Origin of the sequence: Phenylobacterium sp. (assembly GCF_046290725.1) — a bacterium.
Taxonomy (GTDB): Bacteria; Pseudomonadota; Alphaproteobacteria; order Caulobacterales; family Caulobacteraceae; genus Phenylobacterium.
Genome location: NZ_JBKBUH010000002.1, coordinates 802,385 through 827,290 on the forward strand (window position 1 = coordinate 802,385; position 24,906 = coordinate 827,290).

A 24,906-nucleotide genomic window follows, 5' to 3' on the forward strand; every position below is an offset into this window, starting at 1 on the left:
GGTCAGGCCGGGGTTTCCACGCTCACCACCGCCTGGGCGAACAGGCCTTCGCCGCGGCCGGTGAAGCCCATGCCTTCGGTGGTGGTGGCCTTCACGCTCACCCGATCCACCGGCAGGCGCAGCAGCTCGGCCAGGCGGGCGCGCATGGCCTCGCGATGCGGGCGGATTTTCGGCTGCTCGCAGACCAGGGTCACGTCGACGCTCAGGATCCGCGCGCCCCGCGCGGCGGCCAGTTCCACGGCGTGGATCAGGAACCGGTCGGAGGAGGCGCCCTTCCACTGCGGGTCGGAGGGCGGGAAATGCTCGCCGATGTCGCCGGCGCCGATGGCGCCCAACACCGCATCGGTCAGGGCGTGTAAGCCCGCATCGGCGTCGGAATGGCCGATCAGGGTGCGGTCGTGGGCGATCTCGACGCCGCACAGCCAGACCGCTTCGCCCGGCCCCCACCGATGGGCGTCCAGCCCCTGGCCGATGCGGACGATGCGGGCCTGCCCCGCCAGAGCTTCGGCCATGGCGAAATCCTCCGGATAGGTCAGTTTCATCAGCCGCGGGTCGCCGGCCGCCAGCGCCACGCGCCCGCCGGCGCGCTCCATCACCGCGGCGTCGTCGGTGGGTTCCTCGCTCGCGGGCCAGGCGGCGTAGGCGGCCTTCAGCGGGCCGAGCCGAAAGGCCTGGGGGGTCTGGGCGCGCCAGAGCCCCTCGCGCGAGACAGTCGCCGCAACCAGGCTCTCGCCGCGCTTCAGGGTGTCGGCGACGGGGAGGGCGGGGATCGCACCCTCGGCTCCTTCGAGCGCAGCGAGCAGAGCCTCCACATGGGCGAGAGTGACCAGCGGCCGGGCCGCGTCGTGGACCAGCACCGGCTGCGCCTCGCCGGCCTTGAGCGCCGCCAGCCCGGCCTGGACCGAGCCCGCCCGCGTGGCGCCCCCGGCCACCGCGCGCCAGCGCGGCAGGTCACCCAACGCCTCGGAAGCGGCCTCCACGCGGTCGGCGGCCACGACGACCACGATCTCGTCGGCGCCGGCCCCCAGCAGGGCCTCGACCGACCAGCGCAGCACCGGCCGCCCGGCCAGCATCCGCCAGGGTTTGGGCGGGCCCGAGCCGGCCCGGGTGCTGGCCCCGGCGGCGACGATGACGGCCGAAAACGACATGCCGCCTGTTTAGAGCGGCGCCGTCGCTTGTCCAGGCTTTACGGCGCCGCACAATTTGCCTAAAACAGAGGCGGTAGGGGTGATTGAAAAATGAGCAGTGCGCTCGCAGTCGGGGATGTGGCGGTCGGCGGCCGGGCGTGGATCGCGCCGATGACCGGCGTATCCGACCTGCCGTTCCGCAAGGTCGCCAGCCGCCTGGGCGCGACCTATGTGGCCACCGAGATGGTGGCCTGCGCCGAGTTCTCTCGTGGCCGCCCCGACGTGGTCCGCCGCGCCGCGGTGGGCGAGGGGCTGCCGCTGATGGTGGTGCAGCTGGTGGGGCGGGACCCGGCCCATGTCGCCGCGGGCGCCAGGCTCGCCGTCGCCGCCGGCGCCCAGATCGTAGATCTCAATTTCGGTTGCCCGGCCAAGGAGGTCACCGGCGTGCTCTCGGGCTCGGCCCTGATGCGCGAGCCGGACCTGGCCGAGAGCCTGGTGGCTGCGGCCGTCGATGCGGTCGAGGTTCCTGTCACCGTCAAGATGCGCCTGGGCTGGGACGACGCCAGCCGCAACGCCCCGGAGATCGCCGCGCGCGCCCAGGCTCGCGGGGCCCAAGCCGTCACGGTGCACGGCCGGACCCGCTGCCAGTTCTACAAGGGCGCGGCCGACTGGAGCGCCGTCGCAGCGGTGAAGGCCGAGGTCTCGGTTCCCGTGATCGTCAATGGCGATATCCACGATGGCGCCACCGCCAGGGCGGCCCTGGCCGCCTCCGGAGCCGATGCGGTGATGGTCGGGCGCGGGGTCTATGGCCGCCCCTGGGTCGCCGCCCAGATCGAGGCGGGGCTCGCCGGCCGGCCCTTCGCCGAGCCGGAGGCCGAGGAGAGGCTGTCCATCGCCCTCGATCACCTGGCCGAAAGCCTGAAGTTCTACGGCGACCGGCACGGCCTGCGGATCTTCCGCAAGCACCTGGCCGCCTACATCGAAAACGCGCCCTGGCCGAAAGCAGCCGAGGCCAGGCGGAGCGCGCGCGCCGCGCTCTGCCGCCTGGAGGAACCCCGTGAGGTCGAGAAAGGCCTGACCGCGCTCTGGCGCGATCCCGAAACGAGGTTGGCGGCATGAACCATCGCTCCCGCGCCGCGCCGGGCGTGGACTACGAACGATTGAAGGCTGCGGCCTTCGAACTCAGTCCCGAGCCCGCCCTGGTCATCGCCGCCGACGGCGCGCTCGCCTCGGCGAACGAGGCGGCCGAGGCGCTGTTCGGCCAGGGACTCGGACTTCTCTCGCGTGGCCGGTTCGGGGCGGCCCTGCCTGAGGGCTCGGCGCTCGTCTCCCTCTATCGCCGGGCCCTGGAGGAGGACGCCCGCGTGCGCGAGCGGGGCGTGGAGATCAGCCTCTTTGGCCTGCCGTCCTTCGAGGCCGACGGCGCGGCCACGCCGCTGGGCGACGGCTCGGTGCTGCTGACCCTGCACGTGAAGAACGGCCTGCCGGGCGGCGAGCGCAATTCGGTCGAGGCCGCAGGCCTGCGCACCATCATCGGGCTTGGCCGGATGCTGGCTCACGAGATCAAGAACCCCCTCGCCGGCATTCGCGGCGCGGCCCAGCTGCTGAAGTCCGGGGCCAAGGCCGAGGATGCGCCTCTGGCCCAGCTGATCGTCGACGAGACCGACCGGGTCCGCCGGCTGGTGGATCGCATGGAGGCTTTCTCCGACGATGCGCTTCCGGATTGCCAGCCGATCAACATCCACCAGGTGCTCGACCGGGTGAAGGCGCTGGCCGCCAACGGCGTGGCCGACGGCCTGGCCCTCGCCGACTACTACGACCCCTCGCTGCCGCCGACCTTGGGCGACGAGGACCAGCTGATCCAGATCTTCCTGAACCTCGTGAAGAACGCCGCCGAGGCGGCTCATTCGCGCGGCGACGGGCGCGGCGCGATCAGCATCCACACCGCCTATCGCCACGGCGTGCGCATGCGCGCCGCCAAGGGGCAGGCCCTGCGCGGCGCGCCGCTGGAGGTCCGCATCCAGGACAACGGGCCGGGCGTGCCGCCGCACCTGCGCGAGAGCCTCTTCCAGCCCTTCGTGACCACCAAGACCCACGGGGCGGGCCTGGGCCTGGCCCTGGTCGCCAAGCTGGTCTCGGCCCACGGCGGGCTGATCGACTTCGAATCCGAACCCGGGCGGACGGTCTTCCGGGTGCTTCTCCCCATCGCATCGGAAGAGGACGTCGCCGGATGAACGCGGCCGCCAGCAGCAAGAAGATCCTGATCGCCGACGACGATTCCTCGATCCGCCTGGTGCTCAGCCAGGCCTTCAGCCGCCTGGGCTACCAGGTGCGCGCCACCGGCAACGCCACCACCCTGCTGAAGTGGGTGTCGGACGGGGAGGGCGACCTGGTCGTCACCGACGTGGTCATGCCCGACGAGAACGTCTTCGACGTCCTGCCGCGCATCCGCAAGGAGCGGCCCAAGCTGCCCGTCATCGTGATGAGCGCCCAGAACACCCTGCTGACCGCCGTCAATGCGGCCGAGGTGGGCGCGTTCGACTATGTGGCCAAGCCCTTCGACCTGGACGACATGACCTCGGTCGCCCGTCGGGCCCTCTCGCGGCCGGTGGATTCCGAGGCCTCCAAGGCCCAGGCCAGGGCCATGCGCGACGAGCGCCTGCCGCTGATCGGGCGTTCGGGGCCGATGCAGGAGGTCTATCGCACCGTGGCGCGGCTGGTCGGCGCCGACCTCACCGTGCTGATCCTCGGCGAGAGCGGCACCGGCAAGGAGCTGGTCGCCAGGGCGCTGCACGACATGGGCCGGCGCAAGGACGGCAAGTTCGTGGTCATCAACCTGGCGGCCGTGCCCCGCGAGCGGGTGGAGGCCGAGCTGTTCGGCCGCGAGGACGGCGACTACGGCAAGCTGGTGGAGGCCGACGGCGGCACCCTGTTCCTGGACGAGATCGGCGACATGCCGCTCGACGCCCAGACCCGCCTGCTACGGGTGATCGACGGCTCCGAACAGGCGCTGAACCCCAGGACCGGCCGGCGGCCCAATGTGCGCATCATCGCCGCCACCAACCGCGACCTGCGCGCCCTGATCCAGCAGGGCCTGTTCCGCGAGGATCTCTACTTCCGCCTGAACGTCGCGCCCCTGCGCCTGCCGCCGCTGCGCGACCGGGTGGACGACATCCCCGATCTCGCCCGGACCTTCCTGCTGCGGGCCAACCGTGAGGGCCTGCCGGCCAAGACCATCGACGCCGGCGCCCTGGAGCGGCTCAAGCTGCACGCCTGGCCCGGCAATGTGCGCGAGCTGGAGAACCTGATCCGCCGTATCTGCGCCCTCTATGCGGAGGAACTGATCACCGCCCGCATCGTCGAGCGGGAACTGGCCGACCAGCAGCCTGCGGTTCCCGGCCAGGAAGGCCCGGTGACCCTGGCCACCCTCGTGGAGCGGCACCTTTCGGGCTATTTCGCCGAGCAGCCGGACGGCGTGCCGCCGCCGGGCCTCTATGACCGGGTGCTGGAGGAGGTGGAGCGTCCGCTGATCCAGCTCACCCTGGGCGCGACCCGCGGCAATCAGGTGCGGGCGGCTGAAATCCTCGGCCTCAACCGCAACACTCTGCGCAAGAAGATCCAGGACCTCGGCGTCGAGATGAGCCGCGGCCGGCGATAGGCCAGCTCAGCGCCGCACCTCGGTCCCGCGAGTGGTCATCGGCGCTTCCGGATCGGTTTCCGCCGGCGGCGTGTAGGGGACAAGGGCCGGCGGGGCGGCCACCGGCGGCGGCTCGATCGGCGTCGGGTTCAGGAGCACCGGCGCGGCTTCCGGCGTGGGGGCTTCAGGCTCCGGCGTCGTCGGGGCGATGCGCGGGCGCGCGTCGGTTCGTGGCGCAGGCGCGGGCGCTTGTTCGACCTTCGGGGCGGGCGCGACGGCAGACTCCGGTTCCGGCGCGACGGCGACCGGCGGCGCGGCTGCGGCCTCCGGAACGGCGGGAGCCGGCGCCGGCGCGGGTGCTGGCGGTTCGCGGGTCAGGAACATCGCCGCAGCGCCGAGACCGATCAGCCCGATCAGGCCGGCCCCGATCCAGGGGAAGGGATTGCGTGCTGGTCGGGCGCGGCGAAGCGGCGCGACCGGCGCCACCGTCATAGGTTCAGGTTCGGTCGGCGGAACTGGCGCGATCTGAGGCGCGGCCTTAGGTGCAGGCGCAGGCCTGGGCGCCGGCGGCGGGACGAGCGAACCGCTGAGGATCGAGGCGCCGGCGGGCCTCGGCCCGGCTGCAGGCCCCGGCGTCGGCAACGCCGAACCGGTCAGGATGCTGGAGCGCGCCGGCGCCGGCCGCGCCTGAGGCTGCGCCGCGGCCCGTGGCAGGGGGCCGATGCGGTGCGGCGCCTGCTGCGGCATCCGCCCCCAGGGGCTCGGGCGCACGAACAGGTCTGGCTTGTCGGTGTCGGAGGGATTCGCCATCGGGGTCCTGACGCGGCCGTCGGCTTCCATCAGCATCCGAGTTCGACGGTTCTGTGGCGGCGCTGCGACGTCAGGCGTCTGGAGCACGATTCAACGGTTAGACGATTCCGTCTGACCGCATCGTGCTCTGGGGTCCCGCGATCCGGCGCCGCGGGACCCCGCTCCATTCGTTCAGGGGATGATGGGCCCAGGGTCGGCCCGTCGGAAAAACCGCCAGGGCGGGCGGCGGTGTCCCAAGCTCGCGTTCACAAGTTCGGGAACAAAGCCGAGCCAGAGCGATTGGTCTGCGGTCATAACGGGAGAACCCATCCATGAGCGCACGTCTCGCCCTTTTCGCCGCCGCCGCCGCCCTCTCGCTCGCCGCCTGCGGACAGAACAACAATCCCGGCCAGAGCGAACCGGTGAACACGGTTCAGGACGCGACTTCCGCCGCGGTCGGCCAGACCTCGGCGGCAACCCTGGGAGCCAACACCCTCGGCGGCTATGTGAGCAACGCCGCCATCGGCGACATGTACGAGATCGAAGCCGGTCGTATGGCCCAGGAACGCGCCCAGAACGCCGACGTGAAGGCCTTCGGCCAGATGCTGGTCACCGACCACACCGCCACGTCCAACGAGATGAAGCCGCTGGCCGCGGCCGCCGGCGAGACCGCCCCGACGGAGATGGACGAGCGCCGCAAGGGCCTGCTCGACAATCTGCGCGCCGCCAGCGCCGCCGATTTCGACCGCGTCTTCCTCGACCAGCAGGTCGCCGCCCACCAGGAGGCGATCACCCTGCACCGCGGCTATGCCGACAAGGGCGAGGACGCCCAGCTCAAGGCCTTCGCCGGCCGCACCGTGCCGAAGCTCGAGCAGCACCTGGAGCGCGCCCGCCAGCTGCAAGGCGCCGCCGGCCGCTGATCACCTAGGGCCAAATTTCCGAGGCCGCCGTGTGTCCATGCGGCGGCCTTTTTTCTGATCGCCTGTCGGACGAAATCGCCCTCGTCCGGGCCGCCGCTGGAACCCCGGCGCCGCTCAGCGAGCCGGGTCCACTAGGGCCGAATAGACCAAAGTCCGCAGCTCCCGCCGGATCGGATAGGCTGAGGAGGGCAGGGTCTGCGTCATGAACACCACCGCCAGGTCCTCCACCGGATCGATCCAGAAGGCGGTGCTGGCGGCGCCGCCCCAGTAGAATTCGCCCTGACTGCACGGGACCAGCGTCTTGGCCGGGTCGGTGACCACGGCGAAACCCAGGCCGAAGCCGACGCCGGCGTTGGTCGCCTCGGAGAACAGCGAGCGCGAGAGCTGGGTCAAGTCCTTGCCGTCCGGCAGGTGGTTGGCGGTCATCAGGTCCAGCGTCTTCGGCGCGATCAGGCGATGGTCGCCCAGCGCGCCGCGGCCGAGCAGCATCTGGCAGAACTTCATGTAGTCGGCGGCGGTGGAGACGAGGCCGCCGCCGCCGGACACCAGTCCCGGCGGGGCGAGATAGGCGCTGGTCTCCGGATCGTCCTGCAGGTCGAGTCCGCCCTTGGGGGTCGCGTTGTAGCAGGCGCCGAACCGGTCCCGTTCGCTCTCCCGCACCTGGAAGTCGGTGTCCTCCATTCCCAGCGGTTCGAAGATGCGCCGGCGCAGAAACTCTTCGAAGGGCATTCCCGAGATCTTGCCCACCAGATAGCCGAGCACGTCCGTCGAGACGGAATAGTTCCAGGCCTCGCCCGGCGAGAATTCCAGCGGCAGCTTGCCGAGCTTCGCGATCATGTCGTCCAGGTCGATGGTCGACCCGATCTCGCCGATGCCCAGCTTGCGATAGGCGGCGTCCACATTGGTGCGGTTCTGGAAACCGTAGGTCAGGCCCGAGGTGTGGCGCAGAAGGTCGACCATCTGCATCGGCCGACCCGCCGGCTTGGTCTGGAAGGCGCCCAGGCCGCCGGCGTTGAACACGCCCAGATCCTTCCATTCGGGGATGAACCGGTGAACGGGATCGTCAAGGGCGACCTTGCCCTCCTCCACCAGCATCATGAAGGCGATGCTGGTGATCGGCTTGGTCATCGAATAGATGCGGAACAGGGTGTCGGCTTCGCAGGGCTTGTTCCGGGCCAGGTCGCGCTTGCCGCCGACGAATTCGTGCACCACGTCGCCATGCCGGGCGATCAGCACCTGGGCGCAGGGGAAGCGGCCGCTCTCCAGGTACCTTTCGGTGATGAACCGATCGAGCCGGTGGAGCCGTTCGGCGGAGAACCCGAGGGATGAGGCGGCTGTCATGGCGGTTCCTTGCTGCTGGCGGACGAGGCGCCAGCTTAGGCCGGTCGCCGCGCCTGCGGCTAGAGCGTGAGCCCGCCGTCGACGATCAGGGTCTGGCCGGTCACATAGGCTGAGAGCGGCGAGGCCAGGAAGAGCGCCGCGCCGGCCATGTCCTGCGGCGTGCCGAGCCGGTGCATGGGGATGCGCGCGAGCGCGCCGCGCAGGCGATCGGGATGTTCCGTGGTGACCCGGGTCAGCTTGGTGGCCACCAGTCCCGGCGCCACGCCGTTCACCCGCACGCCGTCGGCGGCCCAGGCCTGGGCGAGGGTGCGGGTCAACGCCACGGCTCCGGCCTTGGAGGCGGCGTAGGCCGGATTGCCGCGGGTGGCCTCGAAGGCGGCGGTCGAACTGATCGTCACGATCGCGCCCTGAGCGCCCTTCAGCAGCGGGAAGAAGGCCGTGGCGCAGGCCATCAGGCTGTCGAGGTTCACCGCGACCACCCGGCGGAAGCCGTCCATCTCGAACTCGCCTCGGCGATAGATCACCGTGCCCTGGGCCAGGACCAGCACGTCGAGCCGTTCGAACGCCTCGGCCGCCGCGGCGATGGCCTCCAAGTCGGCCACGTCCACGCGGGCGTAGGCGAGGCCGGAGAGGTCCGAGCCCTCTTCGTCCGCATAGGCCTCGGGCCCGGCGCGCGTGCCCCAGACCGTCACCTCCGCCCCGCGCCGGCGGAAGGCGTGGGCGATCCCGTTGCCGATCCCGCTCGAACCGCCCACCACCAGCACCGCCTTGCCGGTGAAATCCAGGTCGTTCATGCCGCCGCCTCCATGTGCTGGATGGAAGCAGCGCGGCCCTAGGCGCCGCCGTCAAGATGCCGCGCCGGAAGCTTCAGCCCGCGACCGCTTCGGTTCCGCGCACGCCGGCATAGGCGAGGCCGCGCCGTGCCCTCACCGCCCGCGCCAGGACATCCAGCGCCTCCACCGAGGTCTCCCAGTCGATGCAGCCGTCGGTGATGCTTTGGCCGTAGGTCAGGGGCTGGCCGGGGATCAGGTCCTGGCGACCGGCGACGAGATGGCTCTCGACCATGACTCCGCAGATCCGCCCCTCGCCGCCGGCGATCTGGCCGGCCAGGTCTCGCACCACGGCCGGCTGGTTCTCCGGCTTCTTCCCGCTATTGGCGTGGCTGGCGTCGACCACCAGCCGCGCCGGCAGGCCAGCCGAGGCCAGTTCGGCGGCGGCCATGGCGATGCTGGCGGCGTCGTAGTTCGGGGCCTTGCCGCCCCGCAGCACGACATGGGCGTCGAGATTGCCCCGCGTCGCCGCCAGGCCTGCGCGTCCGTCCTTGCCCACCGCCAGGAAATGGTGCGGCTGGGACGCGGCCTTCACGGCGTCGACCGCGATGCGCAGATTGCCGTCCGTGCCGTTCTTGAAACCCACCGGGCAGGAGAGGCCCGAGGCCATCTCCCGGTGGATCTGGCTTTCGGTGGTCCGCGCGCCGATGGCCCCCCAGGCGACCAGGTCGGCCAGGTATTGGGGCGTGATCACGTCCAGGAACTCCACAGCCGCCGGCAGGCCGAGCGCGTTGACGTCCAGCAGGATGCGGCGGGCCAGGTTCAGTCCTTCGTCGATCCGGAAGGTGCCGTCCAGGTGCGGGTCGTTGATCAGCCCCTTCCAGCCCACCGTGGTGCGCGGCTTCTCGAAATAGACGCGCATGACGATCTCCAGCTCGCCGGCATGGCGCGCGCGTTCGGCCGCCAGCCGTTGGGCGTAGTCCATGGCGGCTTGCGGATCGTGGATCGAGCAGGGGCCGATCACCACCAGCAGGCGGTCGTCCTCCCCGCGCAGGATTTGCTGCACCGCGCGGCGGGAGTCTCCCACCACGGCGGCGACGTTCGGCGTCGCCGGATGGCGCGCCATCACCTCGCTGGGCGGGGCGAGGGTGTCGATCTGGACGATCCTCAGGTCGTCGGTGATCTCGGAAGGGGCGGACATGGTTGGGCTCCGGGGTTCAGGCCCGGCGGCGGCCAACAAAAAAGCCGCCGGACGGGCGGCGGCTGGGGCTCGGATGCTATGACGTCAGGTCACAAGATCCCGTCCTCCGCCGCCGGCGTCGGGTAGCTAAAGTACCAAAACGAATATTGGGCGGCGAAGGTCATCGCCCACACCTTAGCCGAGGATGCGGCCGCCTGTCACCCATGAAGGTGACGCTTTTGGGCGACATGCCTGTTGCATATGAAGCACAGGCGCCCCTAGGATCGCGCCTCCCATGGCGTCCCTGGTGCAAGACCGCGAAGCTCGACGCACGCCCGCCGCGCAACTCTGGCGGGCGCTGCAATCGCGCTATGTGCTGGGCGGCGGCTACGCCCTGGCGGCCCTCCTGACCGCCGTCGCCATCCTGCTGGCAGCGGCCCCGCCCGAGACCGGGCCGCTGGCGCCGGCGTCGAAGAACATTCTGACGATCCTGGCCTTCAATCTGGCCCTGATCCTGGCGCTGGCCCTGCAGGTGGGGTTGCGCCTTCTCGGCCTGGCCCGGGCGCGATCGGACGCCGCGGCCCGCCTGCACCTGCGTTTCGTGACGCTGTTCGCCGCCGCGGCCGTGGCGCCCGCTGTCGTCGTGGCCCTGTTTTATGGCGTACTGGTCAACCAGGGGGTGGAGAACTGGTTCTCCGACCGCGTCCAGACCGTGGTGGAGAATTCCGCCACCGTCGCCCGATCCTATGTGGAAGAGCAGAAGCGCTACATCGGCGACCACGTCTCGCTGATGGCGGTCGACCTCAATCGGGCCGCGCCGGCCCTGCAGTCCAGCCCCGTCACCTTCAGCCATTTCCTGGCCTACCAGGCCTCGTATCACGCCTTCCCCGCCGCCTATTTGATCGACCGGGAAGGGCGGATCCTGGCGCGGGCGGAATCGGAGGAGGCGCCGCGCTTCGCCGTGCCGCCGCCCTCCAGCTTCGAAGCCGCCGACGAGGGCGACATCTTCGTCTCCACCGACCTGGCACGGGCGCTCTACCGGCTGGCCGCCTTTCCCGACGCCTATCTTTATGTGACCCGGCCGGTGGAGGCGGGGATCGTCGACCATCTGATCGGCGCCGACAGGTCGCTCGCGGCCTATCGCGACGCCGCCGAGAGCCGCGCCCGCATCCAGGCGGTGTTCGCGCTGGCCTATATGGAAACCGCCATGCTGGTGCTGGTGGGCGCGGTCTGGCTGGGCTTGGGCGCCGCCAACGCCATTTCCGGCCCCGTCGGCCGGCTGGTCCAGGCTGCGGGCCGGGTTTCGGCGGGCGACCTGAGCGCCCGGGTGGACGCCGAGCGAGACCCTGAAGAGATTGCTGTCTTATCCCGCGCTTTCAACAAGATGACACATGATCTTCATGTGCAGCAGGCGGCGCTGAAGCGCGCCGGCGACGAGGCCGAGCAGCGCCGTCAATTCATCGAAACCGTCCTCGCCGAGGTCTCCGCAGGCGTGGTCGGGCTGGACGCCGAAGGCCGGGTTTCCGCGGCCAACCGCCAGGCCGCCGTCCTGCTTGGGGCGGAAGGCGAGATGCGCGGGCGCACGCTTTCCGACATCGCTCCGGAGTTCGCCGCCATCGCCGAGGGGGCGCTGCGCGGCGGCGAGGCGGAGGAGGAGGTCGACGTGGTCCGCGGGCCGGACAGCCGCCGGCTGCGGGTGCGCGCCAGCCGGTCGGAGGGCGGGCTGGTGCTGACCTTCGACGACATCACCCGCCTGGTCTCGGCCCAGCGCAACGCCGCCTGGCGCGACGTCGCCCGCCGCATCGCCCACGAGATCAAGAACCCGCTCACGCCCATCCAGCTCTCGGCCGAGCGCATCCGGCGCAAGTTCCGCAAGGGCGTGGCCGAGGAGGACCTGGAGGTCTTCGACCGCTGCACCGACACCATCGTGCGCCAGGTGGGCGACATCGGTCGGATGGTCGACGAGTTCTCCGCCTTCGCCCGGATGCCGGCGCCGAAGTTCGCCCCGCAGGACGCCGCCGAGCTGCTGCGCGCGGCCGTCTTCGCCCAGCGCGTGGCCACGCCGGACATCGAAGTCGATCTCGCCGAACCGACGCCGGAGGTGGCGCTGACGGCCGACGGCCGGATGCTGGCCCAGGCCCTGACCAATGTGCTGAAGAACGCCTCGGAGGCGGTCGGCGCCCGCATGGCGCAATCGCCCCGTCACAAGGGGCGGATCTTGGCGCGTCTTGAATCAAACACCGACGGGGTGGCCTTCGTGGTCGAAGACAACGGCGTGGGCCTGCCCGAAAAAGACCGCGACCGCCTGACCGAGCCCTATGTCACCACGCGCGAGAAGGGCACGGGCCTGGGCCTGGCCATCGTCAAGCGGATCCTCGAGGACCATGGCGGCGAGCTGGTGCTCGGCGACGCCACGCGCGGCCAGGGTGCACGCGCGGTTCTGAAACTTCCCCCCACGGCGCGGGTCGAGCCCGCCGCCGTCCATGAGCCGGAAAGTGTTCCGGCGTCCGGCTTAGGAGCGGCGTAATGGCGGCTGACGTTCTGGTGGTCGACGACGAGGCGGACATCCGCGAACTGGTCGCGGGCATCCTGGAGGACGAGGGGCACCACGTCCGTACGGCCAACGATTCCGAGAGCGCGCTCGCGGCGATCAAGGCTCGCAAACCGGCGCTCCTCATCCTCGACATCTGGATGCAGGGCGGGGGGATGGACGGGCTGGAGCTGCTCGACCTCGTCAAGGCGCTCGACCCCGACCTGCCGGTGATCATGATCTCCGGCCACGGCAATATCGAAACCGCCGTCAGCGCCATCAAACGCGGCGCCTACGAGTTCCTGGAGAAGCCCTTCAAATCCGACCGCCTGCTGCTGGTGGTCGAACGCGCCCTGGAAGCGGCCGGCCTGCGCCGAGAGAACCGGCGCCTGCGGACTCAGGCCATCGCGCCGGACGGCTTCGTCGGCCGCTCGCCGGCGGCCCAGCAACTGCGCGGGTTGATCGCCAAGCTCGCCTCGGCCAACAGCCGGGTGCTGATCTCCGGACCTCCGGGCTCGGGCAAGGAGACCATGGCCCGGCTGATCCACTCCGCCAGCCCCAGGTCGCGGGCCGAGTTCGTGGCCATCAGCGCCGCCGGCATGACCCCCGAGCGCGTCGACGTCGAACTGTTCGGCCAGGAAGGCGAGGGCGGCCGCCCGGCCAAGATCGGGGTGTTCGAACAGGCGCATGGCGGCACCCTCTATCTCGACGAGGTCGCCGACATGCCGCGCGAGACCCAGGGGCGCATCCTGCGGGTGCTGGTCGAGCAGCGGTTCCGCCGGGTGGGCGGCGACACCGACGTGCAGGTGGACGTGCGCGTGGTCTCCTCCACCTCCCGCGACCTGCGCGATGAGATCGGCGCCGGCCGATTCCGCGAGGACCTGTTCCACCGGCTGAACGTGGTGCCGGTGGCGGTGCCGGGCCTGGCCGAACGCCGGGAGGATATCCCCGAGCTGGTCGACTACTTCATCCAGCGGATCTGCGAGGCCACGGGCATGCCCAGGCGCCGCCTGGCCGACGACGCGCTCGCCACCCTGCAGGTCAAGGCCTGGCCGGGCAACCTGCGCCAGCTGCGCAACAATGTGGAGCGGATGCTCATCCTGGTGTCGGGCGATCCCGCCGAGCCGATCACCGCCGACATGCTGCCCTCCGAAGCCGCGCCGAGCGATCAGCCCTCGAGCACCAGCGCCGAGCGGATCATCGCCCTGCCGCTGCGCGAGGCCCGCGAGGTGTTCGAGCGCGAGTACCTGAACGCCCAGATGCTGCGGTTCTCCGGCAACATCTCCCGCACGGCGGCTTTCATCGGCATGGAGCGCTCGGCCCTGCACCGCAAGCTGAAGTCGCTGGGGCTTTCGGGCGCCCGGCCTGTGGAAGAGGACGCCTGACCTTGGGCCGCATCGCCTATGTAAACGGCCGCTTCGTCCCGCAAGGGGAGGCTGCGGTCCATATCGAGGATCGGGGCTATCAGCTGGCCGACGCGGTCTATGAGGTCTGGGCCCTCTTCGACGGGAAGCTCGCCGACGCCGAGGGCCACTTCGCGCGGCTGGAGCGCAGCCTGGCCGAGCTGAAGATCCCCATGCCGATGAGCCGTGCGGCCCTGACCGTCGTGCTGAAGGAGGCGGTCCGCCGCAACCGGGTGCGGGAGGGGCTGGTCTATCTCCAGGTTGGGCGCGGCGTCGCTCCGCGCGACCACGCCTTTCCGATCGATCCGGTGGAGCCGAGCATCGTCGTCACGGTCAAGGCGGTGGACCGCGCGGCCGCCGAGGCGCGCGCCGCCAAGGGTGTGGGCGTGATCACTACGCCGGAGAACCGCTGGGGCCGCTGCGACATCAAGACTGTCGGTCTGCTGCCCAATGCGCTCGCCAAACAGGCGGCGCGCGAGCGGGGCGCGGTCGAGGCCTGGTTCGTCGACGAACTGGGCTTCGTCACCGAAGGCGCCTCCTCCAACGCCTGGATCGTGGATCGCGACGGGATCCTGCGCACGCGCGACACCAACGCCAACATCCTGCGCGGGGTGACCCGGTTGACCCTGCTGGACGTCATTCGCGAGGACGGCCTGAAAGTGGAGGAACGGCCCTTCACGCCGGAAGAGGCCAAGTCGGCCAGGGAAGCCTTCATCACCGGCGCCGGCACGCTGGTGCTGCCGGTTGTGTCGGTGGACGGCGATCCGGTGGGCGACGGCGCCGTCGGACCGGTGGCGAGCCGGCTGCGTCGCCTCTATATCGAGCGGGCGCGGGCGACGGCGATTTGATGACGAAGGCGCGATTGCGCGGAAGCGCGATCCCGTTCTAGCGTCGACTACGTGTGTGGAGGGGCTGTCTCTCCGATCAGAAAAAAGGGCGACAAGCCATGTCGAACGACAAGAAACAGAACCTTCAGGACACCTTCCTGAACAGCGTCCGGAAGGCCAAGACTCCGCTGACCATCTTCCTCGTGAACGGCGTGAAGCTGCAGGGGGTGGTGAGCTGGTTCGACAACTTCTGCGTCCTGCTCCGCCGCGACGGCCAGTCCCAGCTGGTCTACAAGCACGCGATCTCCACCATCATGCCGGCCCAGCCCGTCCAGCTGTACGAGCCGGCGGAAGACGACGGCGATTGAGTTCCAAGCTGATCGAACGCGAAGCCCCACCCCAAGGGGCGATCATCGTCCATCCCGAGCGTGAGGGCCGCGCCAGCGCGCGGGGCCCTGACGCGCGCCTGGAGGAGGCCGTGGGCCTGGCCCAGGCGCTGGACCTCCAGGTCCGCGACGCCCTCGTCGCGCCCTTGCGTCGGATGACGCCCGCCACCCTGTTCGGCAAGGGCAAGGTGGCGGAGATCGCCGACCTGCGCCACGCCCATGAGGCCGACGTGATCGTCGTGGACGACGCGCTCACGCCCGTCCAGCAGCGCAACCTGGAAAAGGCCTGGGACGCCAAGGTCATCGACCGCACCGGCCTGATCCTGGAGATCTTCGCCCGCCGCGCCCGCACCCGCGAGGGGCGGCTGCAGGTGGAGCTGGCGCGGCTCTCCTACGAGCGCTCGCGCCTGGTGCGCACCTGGACCCACCTGGAGCGCCAGCGCGGCGGCTTCGGCTTCATGGGCGGCCCGGGCGAAACCCAGATCGAGGCCGACCGCCGGCTGCTGGCCGACCGGATCGGCAAGCTCAAGCGCGAACTGGCCGAGGTTCGGCGCACGCGCAACCTGCAGCGGGGCGCCCGCCAGCGGCATCCGTTCCCGGCCGTGGCCCTGGTCGGCTACACCAACGCCGGCAAGTCGACCCTGTTCAACCGCCTGACCGAAGCCGAGGTGCTGGCCGAGGACATGCTGTTCGCCACCCTCGACCCGACCCTGCGGATGCTGAAGCTGCCCGACGGGCGGCCGGCCATCCTGTCGGACACGGTGGGCTTCATCTCCGAGCTTCCGCACGAGCTGGTGGAAGCCTTCCGCGCCACCCTGGAGGAAGTGCGCGAGGCCGATGTCATCCTGCATGTGCGCGACATCGCCAGCGAAGAGACCGACGCCCAGGCCGCCGATGTGCGCCAGGTGCTGGAACGGCTCGGGATCGACCTGGAAGACCGCAAGCTGATCGAGGTCTGGAACAAGGCCGATCTGGTGGATCCTGAGCACCGCAGCGAGCTCGCGGGCGATGCGCGCCGGGCAGGCGCCGTGCTGGTGTCCGCCGCCAGCGGCGAGGGTTGCGAGGCCCTGCTGGAGACGGTCGCCGCCCTGGTCGACGAGGCCGCTCCGGTCGAGGTCCATACACCGGCCGGCGAGGGCGCGGCCATCGCCTGGCTCTATCGCCACGGCCGCGTGCTGGAGCGGGAAAGCGAACCCGACGGCGGCGTTCATCTCACCGTGAAGCTCACCGCCCAGGCCCAGGGCCAGTTCGAACAGCTCTTCCCCCATGCGGAGGTGCGGGGGTAGGGCGTGAGCCATCCTCTCCCGTCATGCGGCAGGGGAAGTTTCATAACGCCGCCGCCTGCAGCCTCGCCCGCCACAGGCCCTGGCGCTTCTTCAGCTCGTTCATGCGGGAGATCTCCGGGAAGTCCTCTCGCAGGCGTTCGAGCTCCTCGAACCTGAACGCTTCCTCGCCGTGCTGCTTCCAGGCCGCCTGGAGGGAGGCGTGAGGGCTCGTGCCGAGCCGGAGCCCGAACCAGAGGCCGTTCTGCTGGTTGTCCACATGGCGGCTGCAGCCGACCCAAGCCTCGCCCGTCGCGTTGCAGATGACGGCGAACACCCCGTAGGCCGGCTTGCGTTCCTTATAGGCGGCGATGGCGGCCCTGCGGCTTTGCCGGTCCATGATGATCTCCATTTTCATCCGGGTGATATTGACCGATATATTTATCCGGGTAAATAGAGGCAATGCCTCGCCGCGACGAAACTCCAGAGATCGAACCGCCGCCCGCCCGCTTTGTGGTGTTCGCCGGTCCCTTGCGCATCTCGGCCGGCGGACTGGCCGAGGCGGCGGCCGCGGCCCGGCGCGCGCAGGACGAAGATCCCGCCGCCGCGATCCTGGTGTTCGATCGCGACACCGCCCGGGTCGTGGATCTGGACCTTCGGGGAACCGAACAGGAGGTCGCGGCGCGCTACACGCCCGCCGAAGCCCCCGCGGCTCGGCGCGGTCGCCCGAAACTCGGCGTGGTCGCCCGCGAGGTGACGCTCCTGCCGCGGCATTGGGACTGGCTGGCGCGGCAGCCGGGCGGCGCATCGGTCACCCTGCGAAAGCTGGTCGAAGCCGCGCGGAAGGCGGACGCCGGCGCCGCACGGGTGCGCACCGAGGCCGCCTACCGGTTCATGTCGGCCATGGCGGGGGATCTTCCCGGGTTCGAAGAGGCGGCGCGTGCGCTGTTCGCAGGCGAGCGAAGCCGGCTGGACGATCTGATGACGGCTTGGCCCAAGGACATCGCCGATGAAGTCCGCGGGTTCCTCGACGGCGCGGACGCCTAGCCGCGCTCGGCCGCCTTGGCCGCGTCCCAGAGCGCGTCCATCTCCTCAAGGTCCGACTGGTCGGGCGTCTTGCCGCGCTGCGCCAGCGTCTGCTCGATGAACTGGAAACGCCGGGCGAACTTGGCGTTGGCGGCGCGCAGGGCGTCCTCCGGCTCGATATCGAGCTTGCGGGCGAGGTTGGCGACCACGAACAGCATGTCCCCCAGCTCGTCACGCATCTTCGCGGTTTCGCGGGCGGCGATCTCGGCCTCCAGCTCGGCGGTCTCCTCGCGCAGCTTCTCGAGCACGAAGGAGACGTCGGGCCAGTCAAAGCCGACGCGCGCGGCCCGCGCCGTCAGCTTCACCGCTCGGGTGAGGGCCGGCAGGCCCACCGGCACGTCGTCCAGCAGGCTTGCCGTCCGGCCCTTCCTCGCCCGCTCGGCGGCCTTGATCTCCTCCCAGGCTTCCGTCTGCTCGGCGCTGGAGCGCTGATCGGCCTCGCCGAACACGTGCGGATGACGGCGGATCATCTTTTCGGAAATGACCTCGGCCACCTCGTCGAACGAGAAGGCGCCCTGTTCCTCCGCCATGCGGCTGTGGAACACCACCTGCAGCAGCAGGTCGCCCAGCTCTTCCTTCAGGTCCGCCAAGTTTCCCCGCTCGATGGCGTCGGCGACCTCGTAGGCCTCCTCCACCGTATAGGGGGCGATGGTGGCGAAGCTCTGCTCCAGGTCCCAGGCGCAGCCGCCGGCGGGATCGCGCAGGCGGGCCATGATGGCGATCAGGCGGTCGATGGGCTTGTCACTCGGCGGGACGGGCGGCGGCATGGATCTCTTCGGTGAAGCGGGGTTCGGCGCCGATCTCCGGCGCGGCCTCGGCCAATTCGGTTTCCGGCAGATCGCGGCGGGCGAGCTCGGCGCGAATCTCGGCGTGGCGCTCCGGCGTCAGGGGGAACTTCAGCAGGATCCAACCCGCGCCCAGCGACATGGCCGCGGGGATGGCGGCGAACATCAGGGCGAGGCTCCCCAGCCCGTCGTCCACCCCGCGCGCGGTGGGATCGAAGCCCATGGCCTGCAGCAGCGGGAAGGTGACGAACACCGCCGCGGCCGAGCCGACCTTCACCGTGCCGGCCAGGATGGCGTAGAGCAGGCCCATGCGGTCGACGCCGCTGGCCAGCCGCTCCTCGTCGCCGACGTCGGCCATCATCGCCCGCAACAGGAAGGCGCCGGCCGCATAGGGCACGCCGATGGCGAACATCAAAAGGCCGCCCAGCACCATATTGCCCTGCGGGATCGCGAGCGCGCACATGGTCATGCCCGCATAGACGACGCAGGACAGCGCCAGGGCCTTGTGCTTGCTCATCCGATAGGAGAGCCAGGTCCAGATCGGCGCGCCGACCAGTCCGCCCACGAAATAGATCAGCAGCAGGATGCTGGCCTCGGTCTTCTCGAAGCCCTTCACGCGTTCGAAAAAGAAGAAGAACAGGGCGCCGGTGATGGCGGGCCCGGTGCCGATCAGCAGGTCGGCCAGCAGCACTCGCACCACCGTCGGCCGCTTGAAGAGGGCGAGGTATTCACGAAAGCCGGACTTGCGCCGCTCGCTCGTCACCTGCGGCTCCGGAACCGTGAGAAGCGCCAGGCCCATGGTGATCGGCAGCAGGATCAGCACGAACCAGCCCATGGCCTGAACGCCCATGCCCGATCCGCCGAGGCCGAGCACCGGCAACAGGGCGGGCAGGGTGAGGACAAGGATCATCCCGACCACGTTGCCGGCCTGCCACCAGCCGTAGATGCGCGATCTCTGGTCGTAGTTGGGAGAGAGCACCGCGGCCCAGGCCAGCTGCGAAAGGCCGGAAATCGAGACGCCGGCGTAGATCACCAGCAGGCCGGCCCAGAGATAGAGGGCCGTAACCCCCGGCTTGGCCATGAACAGCATGTACGTGGCCAGCATCAGGATCGGGATGCTGATCGCGAACCACAGCTTGAAGCGCCCGAACCGCGAACGGGTGCGGTCCATGACCCCGCCGATATAGGGATCGAAGGCCATGTCGAGCAGTCGGACCGCGCCGAAGGCCGTGCCGACGGCCGTCAGGCTGAGCCCCAGTTCGCTGGTGTAATAGGCCGGCAGATAGACGACCAGGGGAAGCCCGAGCCCCGCCAGCGGAAGGCAGGGCGCCGCCAGCGCCGCCAAGGTCCAGTTGGAGCGCCGTTCGACTGGCTGGGCCGTCATGGAAGGGAACCTCTTACGCGAAAGGGCCCCACGGGGCGCCGCCGCGGCGGATAGGACCTTCGCCGCCGCCGCTTCGCAAGCGAAAATCCCGGCCGCACGGGTCAGGGGCCTGGAATACCTGTCGGCCGCAACGTAAGCCCGCATTAACCAAAGCGCTGGACCCTGCCGAGAACGGAGATCTCCGGGGGGAGGGCCGATGCGTTTCCGCATATCCGCGGCGATCAATCTCTTGGGGGTGCTGGTCTTCGCCGGCCTCCTAGCCTCGTCTGCGGCCAGCTTCTACGCCATCCAGCAGCTGCGGGTGGGCGGGCCGCTCTACGACCGCATCGTGCTGGGCAAGGACCTGGTGGCCGATATCCTGCCGCCGCCCGCCTATGTGATCGAGGCCTATCTGGTCACCCGCCTCGCGCTCGACGCGCCCGACACCGTCGCCGAGGCCAAGGCGCGGCTGGCGCAGCTTCATACGGAATACGACGAGCGTCACGCCTTCTGGGGAACCACGACCACCCTGCCGCCGGCCTTGAAGCGCGACATGGTGGAGGTCTCCCATACGCAGGTGCAGCGCTTCTGGCGCGAGATCGAGGAGGATTTCCTTCCGGCCCTGGAACGCGGCGACGTGGAGGGCGCGCGCGCTTCGATGGGGGAGGTCGCAGCCGCCTACGCCGATCACCGGGCGATCGTCGACCGCATGGTGGTGGCCGCCAACGAGATGAACGCCACGGTCGAGGCCGAGGCCGCGCAGGCGCGCATCATCCTGGGCAGTTTCGCAGGCCTGACGGCGTTCGGGGCGGCCGTGATGCTGATCGCCGGCATCTGGGCGGTGCGCACCCGCCTGGTCCGCCCGATCCTGAGGATGGCCGAGGTGATGACCCGGCTCGCCGCCGGGGAGGAGGACATCGCCACGCCCTATCGCGATCGCGCCGACGAGATGGGCGAAATGGCGCGCTCGGTCGAAGTGTTCCGCCAGGCCGCCGCCGAGCGCCAGGCCCTGCGCGCCAGCGAGGAGGCCGAGCGGTCCCGGGCCGCCGAAACCCGCGAACAGGCGATCGCCGAGCGCGAGGCCGAGGATCGCCGCCGCGGCGAGGTGATGGCGCGGCTGGGGCTGGGGCTGGAGCGGCTGTCGGCCGGCGACCTGAGCCTGCGGCTGACGGAGGCCTTTCCGCCGGAGTACGAGAAGCTGCGGCGCGACTTCAACGCGGCCATGGACGAGCTGGCGCGCACCCTGGGCGCGATATCCGAAGCCTCGGACGACGTGCGTTCGGGCGCAGGGGACATATCGGTCGCGGCCGACAACCTGGCCCAGCGGACCGAACAGCAGGCCGCGGCGCTGGAGGAGACGGCTGCAGCCCTGGACGAGATCACCGCCACCATCCGCAAGACCGCCGAGGGGGCGGAGGCCGCCCGCCGGATGGTGGCCGAGGCGCGCGACGCGGCCGTCAATTCCGATGGGGTCGTCACCCAGGCCATCGAGGCCATGTCGCGCATCGAGCGTTCGTCCGACGAGATCGGCCAGATCATCGCCGTCATCGACGAGATCGCCTTCCAGACCAACCTCCTGGCCCTGAACGCCGGCGTGGAGGCCGCCCGCGCAGGCGATGCAGGCAAGGGCTTCGCGGTGGTCGCGTCCGAAGTCCGGGCGCTGGCCCAGCGTTCGGCCGAGGCCGCCAAGGAGATCAAGAACCTGGTCTCGACCTCCGGCGCGGAGGTGCAGGGCGGCGTTCAGTTGGTGGGCGGCGCCGGCGAAGCCCTGAAGCTGATCGCCGCCAAGGTCGGCGAGATCCACGACCTGGTGGTCGAGATGGCCGCGTCGGCCCGGGAGCAGGCGGCGGGCATAGGCCAAGTCAATACGGCGGTCGCCGACATGGATCGCAGCGTCCAGCAGAACGCCGCCATGGTGGAGGAGACCACGGCGGCCAGCCATGGCCTGGCGAACCAGGCCGAGGATCTGGCCCGGCGCGTCGGGCGCTTCCATCTCGACCGCGCGGAAGCGGACGATTCCGTGCGCGGTCTGGCCGCCCGGCTGGCGGAGACCTTTCCGGCCGCTAGGTCCGCTTAACGCTGGGCGTAGACGGTTCCGCGGCTCAGGCGGCGAGCGAAACGGTCGAAGGCCCGCTCGGCGTCGGCCCAGGTGGATTGATACCAGGCCTGGCGGATGTCGGTTTCGTACCAATTGTAGCGAAGCGGCGTGACCTCGCCGTCGATCGAGACCGCGCGGCCTTCCAGCGCCGCGCCGCCGACGCCGAAGCTGCGATAGGAGAGGCCCGGCGTGTCGCCGAGCTGCTTCATGGTCGGCCGGTTGGGCCGGGCGTCGACGAGGGTCAGCTCCACCCGTCCGCCGGCCAGTACGCCGGTGCGATCGAGCTCCTGCTCCACCTCGCGGCGGAGTTCGGCGGCGAGGCGTTCCACCTCCCTGACGCCATAGGTCTTCTCGGCCTTCTTCTGCAGGTCCGGCCCGACGACCACGGACACGGTCGGGGCCTGGGCCAGCGCGCTTCCGGCGAGCCCGAAAGCGGCGCAGGCGGCGATGATCCAGGTGCGCATGGCTCCTCCATCGAGATGTTGGGTCCTCGAACACGATAGATAGGCCCAAGGACCGACCCGACCAAGGACGCGCCGCAAGCGTGGCCATAGTATGGCGCGGCGTGGAACGCCCCCGCTATTCAAAGACTTTGCTAAACGTCTTATGAGACGGTGTCGGAATGGGGCGTCTGTCGATCACCGCCGGAATGTCGGATTTCTTCCAGAGCGACCAGGGCCGGGTCGATCATCACCCGTTCCGCGGCCGGGCCTTGGGGCGCCTGCGCGATGCGGCGCTGGACCTCGGCCTCGCCCTGTCCGGCGGCTCGCGCGAGCTGGCGCGCCTGGCGGCGGCCGTCCCGCCCCGGCGGGTGCTGACGGTCGGGGTCGCTGCGCCCTCCCGTCCCGGCCAGATGGAGGCCGTGGTCTCCCACCTGTCGGACACGCGCCATGAGGTGGCGGTCTCGGTCGTCCCGATGGCGCCGATGAGCAAGTTCCAGAACGTCACGCGGGCCCTGGAGGCCGCGCCGGCGCCGGCCCACAGTTATGACTGGGTCTTCATCACCGACGACGACGTCGGCCTGCCGCCGGGTTTCACGGACAGGTTCGTGGGCCTCCTGGAGCGCGGCGGCTTCCAGATCGCCCAGCCCGCCCACCGGTTTTTCTCCTATTCCAGCTACGTGGCCACCCAGCGGCGCTGGGGCTCGCTGGCGCGCGAGACGCGGTTCGTCGAGATCGGTCCGCTGACCGCCGTCCGCGGCGACGTGATCGGCGCGCTCATGCCCTTTCCCGTCTCCCGCTGGGACTGGGGGCTGGACGTCCATTGGGCGCAGATCGCCCGCGACCGGGGCTGGCGCATCGGCGTGCTGGACGGCACGCCCATCGAGCACCGCCAGCCGGTGGCCGGCTCCTATGACTGGCGCGCGGCCGTCGCCGACGGCGAGGCCTTCCTCGCCCGCAACGGCGTGACCATGACCCGGGCCGAGTGCTTCGCCGAGGACCGCATCGTCATCCCCTGGTGAGGGCCGGTCGTTCGTACCAGTTGCGGCTGCGGTTCACGATGGCGACAACCGACAGCATGACCGGCACTTCGACCAGGACGCCCACCACCGTCGCCAAGGCCGCGCCCGAGTTCAGGCCGAAGAGCGCGATCGCCGCGGCCACCGCGAGCTCGAAGAAGTTGCTGGCGCCGATCAGGGCCGACGGCCCGGCGACGCAGTGGGCCTCTCCGGCCAAGCGGTTCAGAAGGTAGGCCAGCCCCGAGTTCAGATAGACCTGCAGCAGTATCGGAACCGCCAAGAGCGCGATGATCGCCGGATGGGCGATGATCTGCTCGCCCTGGAAGGCGAAGAGAAGCACGAGGGTCGCCAGAAGAGCCGCCAGGGCCAGGGGCGAGACCCGGTCGACGGCGCGGCGCAAGGCGGACTCGCCGCCCCGCCGCAGCAGCCATCGACGCAGCGCCTGCGCCGCCAGCACCGGGATCACGATATAGATCGCCACCGACAGGAGCAGCGTCGTCCAGGGCACGACGATAGCCGATAGCCCCAGCAGCAATCCGACGATGGGGGCGAACGCCACGACCATGATCGCGTCGTTCAGGGCGACCTGGCTTAGGGTGAAGTGCGGCTCTCCGCGAACCAGATTGCTCCAGACGAACACCATGGCCGTGCAGGGCGCCGCCGCCAGCAGGATCAGGCCCGCCACATAGCTCTCGATCTGATCGGCGGGGAGGTAGGGGCGAAACAGCCATCCGACGAAGATCGCCGCCAGGGCCGCCATCGAGAAGGGCTTCACGGCCCAGTTGACGAACAGGGTCACGCCCACCCCGCGCCAGTGGCGCGCAACCCCGCCCAGGGCTGCGAAGTCCACCTTCAGCAGCATGGGCACGATCATCAGCCAGACGAGGCCCGCCACCGGCAGGTTGACCTGGGCGACCTCGGCTGCGGCGATCGCGCGAAACGGCGCGGGCGCGAGGTGGCCCAGGGCGACGCCCGCGACGATGCACAGAGCGACCCAGAGGGTGAGGTAGCGCTCGAAGACCGACATGCTCAGCAGGCGCGTCCGGCCGCCAACGGCGCGCAGATCTCCGGCGCCCCGGCGCAGCAGTCTTCCATCAGGAACTCGAGCAACTCCCGCATGGCCGCGTAGCCGGCGGAGTAGATGATCGACCGGCCTTCGCGGCGGGAGGCGACCAGCCCGGCGTGACTCAGCACGGTCAGATTGGCCGAGAGCGTGTTGGGCAGAATGTCCAGCCGCCGTGCGATCTCGCCCGCCGAAAGGCCGTCGCCGCCGGCTTGCACCAATAGCCTGAAGATCGAGAGCCGCCCCTCATGGGCGAGAGCGGAAAGGGCGGTCGCGGCAAGCTTGATTTCCATATTTCCAAGATAAAAGAAATTTTCTAGCCCGCAAGCGCTTCGATCGCTTGACGCATCCATATTTCCAGAATACTCGAATTATATCGTCATTTTGGAGATGCCCTATGAAGCGCCTGCACCTGCACGTGAGCGTGCCCGACCTCGAAAGCTCCATCCGGTTCTACGAGACCCTGTTCGGCGCCGCGCCGACGACGCTCAAGGAAGACTACGCCAAGTGGATGCTGGAGGATCCGCGCGTGAACTTCGCGATTTCCCAACGCGGCCACGCCGCCGGCGTCGACCATGTGGGGATCCAGACCGACACGGCTGAGGAACTGGCCAGCCTGGCCGCGCGGCTGAAGGCCGCCGGGAACGAGACCTTCGACCAGACCGCGACCACCTGCTGCTACGCCAAGTCCGACAAGAGCTGGGTCGCCGATCCGGCGGGACTTCGGTGGGAAACCTTCCATACGTTCGGCGAGGCGACCGCCTACGGCGAGGACGTGGAGAACGAGGCGCCGACCGCCGCCGCCTGTTGCGGGGCCTCACCGCCGATCGAAACAGCTTCGCCCTGCTGCTGAACCTTTCGAGGGCGCGGTGAGGCAACC

Annotated in this window: 24 protein-coding genes; 13 read left to right on the forward strand and 11 right to left on the reverse strand. The window is 70.1% G+C overall.

Annotated features, from left to right (window positions below; all coding sequences use genetic code 11):
- Positions 1-2: 2 nt before the first annotated feature.
- Positions 3-1,148 (reverse strand): bifunctional 2-C-methyl-D-erythritol 4-phosphate cytidylyltransferase/2-C-methyl-D-erythritol 2,4-cyclodiphosphate synthase, encoded by a 1,146-nt coding sequence (locus ACK41C_RS15220; protein WP_409655956.1) that lies wholly within the window; start codon positions 1,146-1,148, stop codon positions 3-5.
- Positions 1,149-1,238: 90 nt separating this feature from the next.
- On the opposite strand from ACK41C_RS15220, the gene dusB reads away from it, so the two are divergent.
- Genes dusB through ACK41C_RS15235 form a run of 3 tightly spaced genes read left to right on the forward strand, consistent with a single transcriptional unit; the run spans position 1,239 to position 4,785 of the window.
- The gene (dusB, locus tag ACK41C_RS15225; RefSeq protein WP_409655958.1) at positions 1,239-2,246 is read left to right on the forward strand and encodes a tRNA dihydrouridine synthase DusB; all 1,008 of its coding nucleotides are present in this window, start codon (positions 1,239-1,241) and stop codon (positions 2,244-2,246) included.
- Entirely contained in the window at positions 2,243-3,361 is a 1,119-nt protein-coding gene (locus ACK41C_RS15230; protein WP_409655960.1) for a two-component system sensor histidine kinase NtrB, read from the forward strand. The genes dusB and ACK41C_RS15230 overlap by 4 nt, the downstream gene beginning before the upstream one ends.
- Positions 3,358-4,785 carry a sigma 54-interacting transcriptional regulator gene (locus ACK41C_RS15235; protein ID WP_409655962.1) on the forward strand — a complete coding sequence of 476 codons (1,428 nt, stop codon included), beginning with the start codon at positions 3,358-3,360 and terminating at the stop codon, positions 4,783-4,785. The genes ACK41C_RS15230 and ACK41C_RS15235 overlap by 4 nt, the downstream gene beginning before the upstream one ends.
- A gap of 6 nt (positions 4,786-4,791) precedes the next feature.
- Here the strand turns inward: ACK41C_RS15235 and ACK41C_RS15240 are convergent, their stop codons facing one another.
- Positions 4,792-5,574 (reverse strand): hypothetical protein, encoded by a 783-nt coding sequence (locus ACK41C_RS15240; RefSeq protein WP_409655964.1) that lies wholly within the window; start codon positions 5,572-5,574, stop codon positions 4,792-4,794.
- A 311-nt stretch (positions 5,575-5,885) separates the two neighbouring features.
- Between ACK41C_RS15240 and ACK41C_RS15245 the strand changes: the two genes are divergently transcribed.
- Positions 5,886-6,473 (forward strand): DUF4142 domain-containing protein, encoded by a 588-nt coding sequence (locus ACK41C_RS15245; RefSeq protein WP_409655966.1) that lies wholly within the window; start codon positions 5,886-5,888, stop codon positions 6,471-6,473.
- A 114-nt stretch (positions 6,474-6,587) separates the two neighbouring features.
- On the opposite strand, the gene ACK41C_RS15250 is transcribed toward ACK41C_RS15245, so the two are convergent.
- The 3 genes from ACK41C_RS15250 to ACK41C_RS15260 all read right to left on the reverse strand — a co-directional run bounded on the left by ACK41C_RS15250 (position 6,588) and on the right by ACK41C_RS15260 (position 9,785).
- A complete protein-coding gene (locus ACK41C_RS15250; RefSeq protein WP_409655968.1) occupies positions 6,588-7,814 on the reverse strand; it encodes a serine hydrolase domain-containing protein in 1,227 nt (408 codons plus the stop codon).
- 59 nt (positions 7,815-7,873) lie between these two features.
- Entirely contained in the window at positions 7,874-8,608 is a 735-nt protein-coding gene (locus ACK41C_RS15255; RefSeq protein ID WP_409655970.1) for an SDR family NAD(P)-dependent oxidoreductase, read from the reverse strand.
- A 73-nt stretch (positions 8,609-8,681) separates the two neighbouring features.
- Entirely contained in the window at positions 8,682-9,785 is a 1,104-nt protein-coding gene (locus ACK41C_RS15260; RefSeq protein WP_409655972.1) for a 3-deoxy-7-phosphoheptulonate synthase, read from the reverse strand.
- A gap of 274 nt (positions 9,786-10,059) precedes the next feature.
- Here ACK41C_RS15260 and ACK41C_RS15265 point away from each other — a divergent pair, with 274 nt between their 5' ends.
- From ACK41C_RS15265 to hflX, 5 genes are all read left to right on the forward strand, one after another.
- Positions 10,060-12,291: an ATP-binding protein gene (locus ACK41C_RS15265; RefSeq protein ID WP_409655974.1), complete on the forward strand. Its 2,232-nt coding sequence runs from the start codon at positions 10,060-10,062 to the stop codon at positions 12,289-12,291.
- Entirely contained in the window at positions 12,291-13,679 is a 1,389-nt protein-coding gene (locus tag ACK41C_RS15270) for a sigma-54-dependent transcriptional regulator (protein ID WP_409655976.1), read from the forward strand. The genes ACK41C_RS15265 and ACK41C_RS15270 overlap by 1 nt, the downstream gene beginning before the upstream one ends.
- A 2-nt stretch (positions 13,680-13,681) precedes the next feature.
- Positions 13,682-14,545: a D-amino-acid transaminase gene (locus ACK41C_RS15275; protein WP_409655978.1), complete on the forward strand. Its 864-nt coding sequence runs from the start codon at positions 13,682-13,684 to the stop codon at positions 14,543-14,545.
- A 98-nt stretch (positions 14,546-14,643) separates the two neighbouring features.
- On the forward strand, positions 14,644-14,892 hold the full coding sequence (gene hfq, locus ACK41C_RS15280; RefSeq protein WP_409655980.1) for an RNA chaperone Hfq: 249 nt from the start codon (positions 14,644-14,646) through the stop codon (positions 14,890-14,892).
- A complete protein-coding gene (gene hflX / locus ACK41C_RS15285; protein WP_409655982.1) occupies positions 14,889-16,196 on the forward strand; it encodes a GTPase HflX in 1,308 nt (435 codons plus the stop codon). The genes hfq and hflX overlap by 4 nt, the downstream gene beginning before the upstream one ends.
- A gap of 40 nt (positions 16,197-16,236) precedes the next feature.
- On the opposite strand, the gene ACK41C_RS15290 is transcribed toward hflX, so the two are convergent.
- Positions 16,237-16,572 carry a GIY-YIG nuclease family protein gene (locus tag ACK41C_RS15290; RefSeq protein WP_409655984.1) on the reverse strand — a complete coding sequence of 112 codons (336 nt, stop codon included), beginning with the start codon at positions 16,570-16,572 and terminating at the stop codon, positions 16,237-16,239.
- 62 nt (positions 16,573-16,634) lie between these two features.
- Between ACK41C_RS15290 and ACK41C_RS15295 the strand changes: the two genes are divergently transcribed.
- Positions 16,635-17,219, forward strand: coding sequence for a DUF2239 family protein (locus ACK41C_RS15295; RefSeq protein ID WP_409655986.1), 585 nt, complete (start codon positions 16,635-16,637; stop codon positions 17,217-17,219).
- Here the strand turns inward: ACK41C_RS15295 and mazG are convergent.
- Positions 17,216-18,025 carry a nucleoside triphosphate pyrophosphohydrolase gene (gene mazG, locus ACK41C_RS15300; RefSeq protein ID WP_409655987.1) on the reverse strand — a complete coding sequence of 270 codons (810 nt, stop codon included), beginning with the start codon at positions 18,023-18,025 and terminating at the stop codon, positions 17,216-17,218. The genes ACK41C_RS15295 and mazG overlap by 4 nt on opposite strands.
- Positions 18,000-19,427, reverse strand: coding sequence for an MFS transporter (locus tag ACK41C_RS15305; protein WP_409655989.1), 1,428 nt, complete (start codon positions 19,425-19,427; stop codon positions 18,000-18,002). The genes mazG and ACK41C_RS15305 overlap by 26 nt, the downstream gene beginning before the upstream one ends.
- 196 nt (positions 19,428-19,623) lie before the next feature.
- On the opposite strand from ACK41C_RS15305, the gene ACK41C_RS15310 reads away from it, so the two are divergent.
- Entirely contained in the window at positions 19,624-21,483 is a 1,860-nt protein-coding gene (locus ACK41C_RS15310; protein WP_409655991.1) for a methyl-accepting chemotaxis protein, read from the forward strand.
- Here ACK41C_RS15310 and ACK41C_RS15315 read toward each other — a convergent pair.
- Positions 21,480-21,968, reverse strand: a complete 489-nt coding sequence (locus tag ACK41C_RS15315) for a hypothetical protein (RefSeq protein ID WP_409655993.1) — start codon at positions 21,966-21,968, stop codon at positions 21,480-21,482. The two genes, ACK41C_RS15310 and ACK41C_RS15315, sit on opposite strands and share 4 nt — an antisense overlap.
- A 158-nt stretch (positions 21,969-22,126) precedes the next feature.
- Between ACK41C_RS15315 and ACK41C_RS15320 the strand changes: the two genes are divergently transcribed.
- Positions 22,127-22,966 (forward strand): hypothetical protein, encoded by an 840-nt coding sequence (locus tag ACK41C_RS15320; protein WP_409655995.1) that lies wholly within the window; start codon positions 22,127-22,129, stop codon positions 22,964-22,966.
- On the opposite strand, the gene arsB is transcribed toward ACK41C_RS15320, so the two are convergent.
- Both arsB and ACK41C_RS15330 read right to left on the reverse strand, forming a co-directional pair.
- Positions 22,953-23,990 carry an ACR3 family arsenite efflux transporter gene (gene arsB, locus ACK41C_RS15325; protein WP_409655997.1) on the reverse strand — a complete coding sequence of 346 codons (1,038 nt, stop codon included), beginning with the start codon at positions 23,988-23,990 and terminating at the stop codon, positions 22,953-22,955. The two genes, ACK41C_RS15320 and arsB, sit on opposite strands and share 14 nt — an antisense overlap.
- Before the next feature lie 2 nt (positions 23,991-23,992).
- Entirely contained in the window at positions 23,993-24,319 is a 327-nt protein-coding gene (locus ACK41C_RS15330) for an ArsR/SmtB family transcription factor (RefSeq protein ID WP_409655999.1), read from the reverse strand.
- Between the two features lie 104 nt (positions 24,320-24,423).
- Here ACK41C_RS15330 and ACK41C_RS15335 point away from each other — a divergent pair, with 104 nt between their 5' ends.
- Positions 24,424-24,879, forward strand: a complete 456-nt coding sequence (locus ACK41C_RS15335) for an ArsI/CadI family heavy metal resistance metalloenzyme (protein ID WP_409656001.1) — start codon at positions 24,424-24,426, stop codon at positions 24,877-24,879.
- The last annotated feature ends 27 nt before the right edge of the window (positions 24,880-24,906 follow it).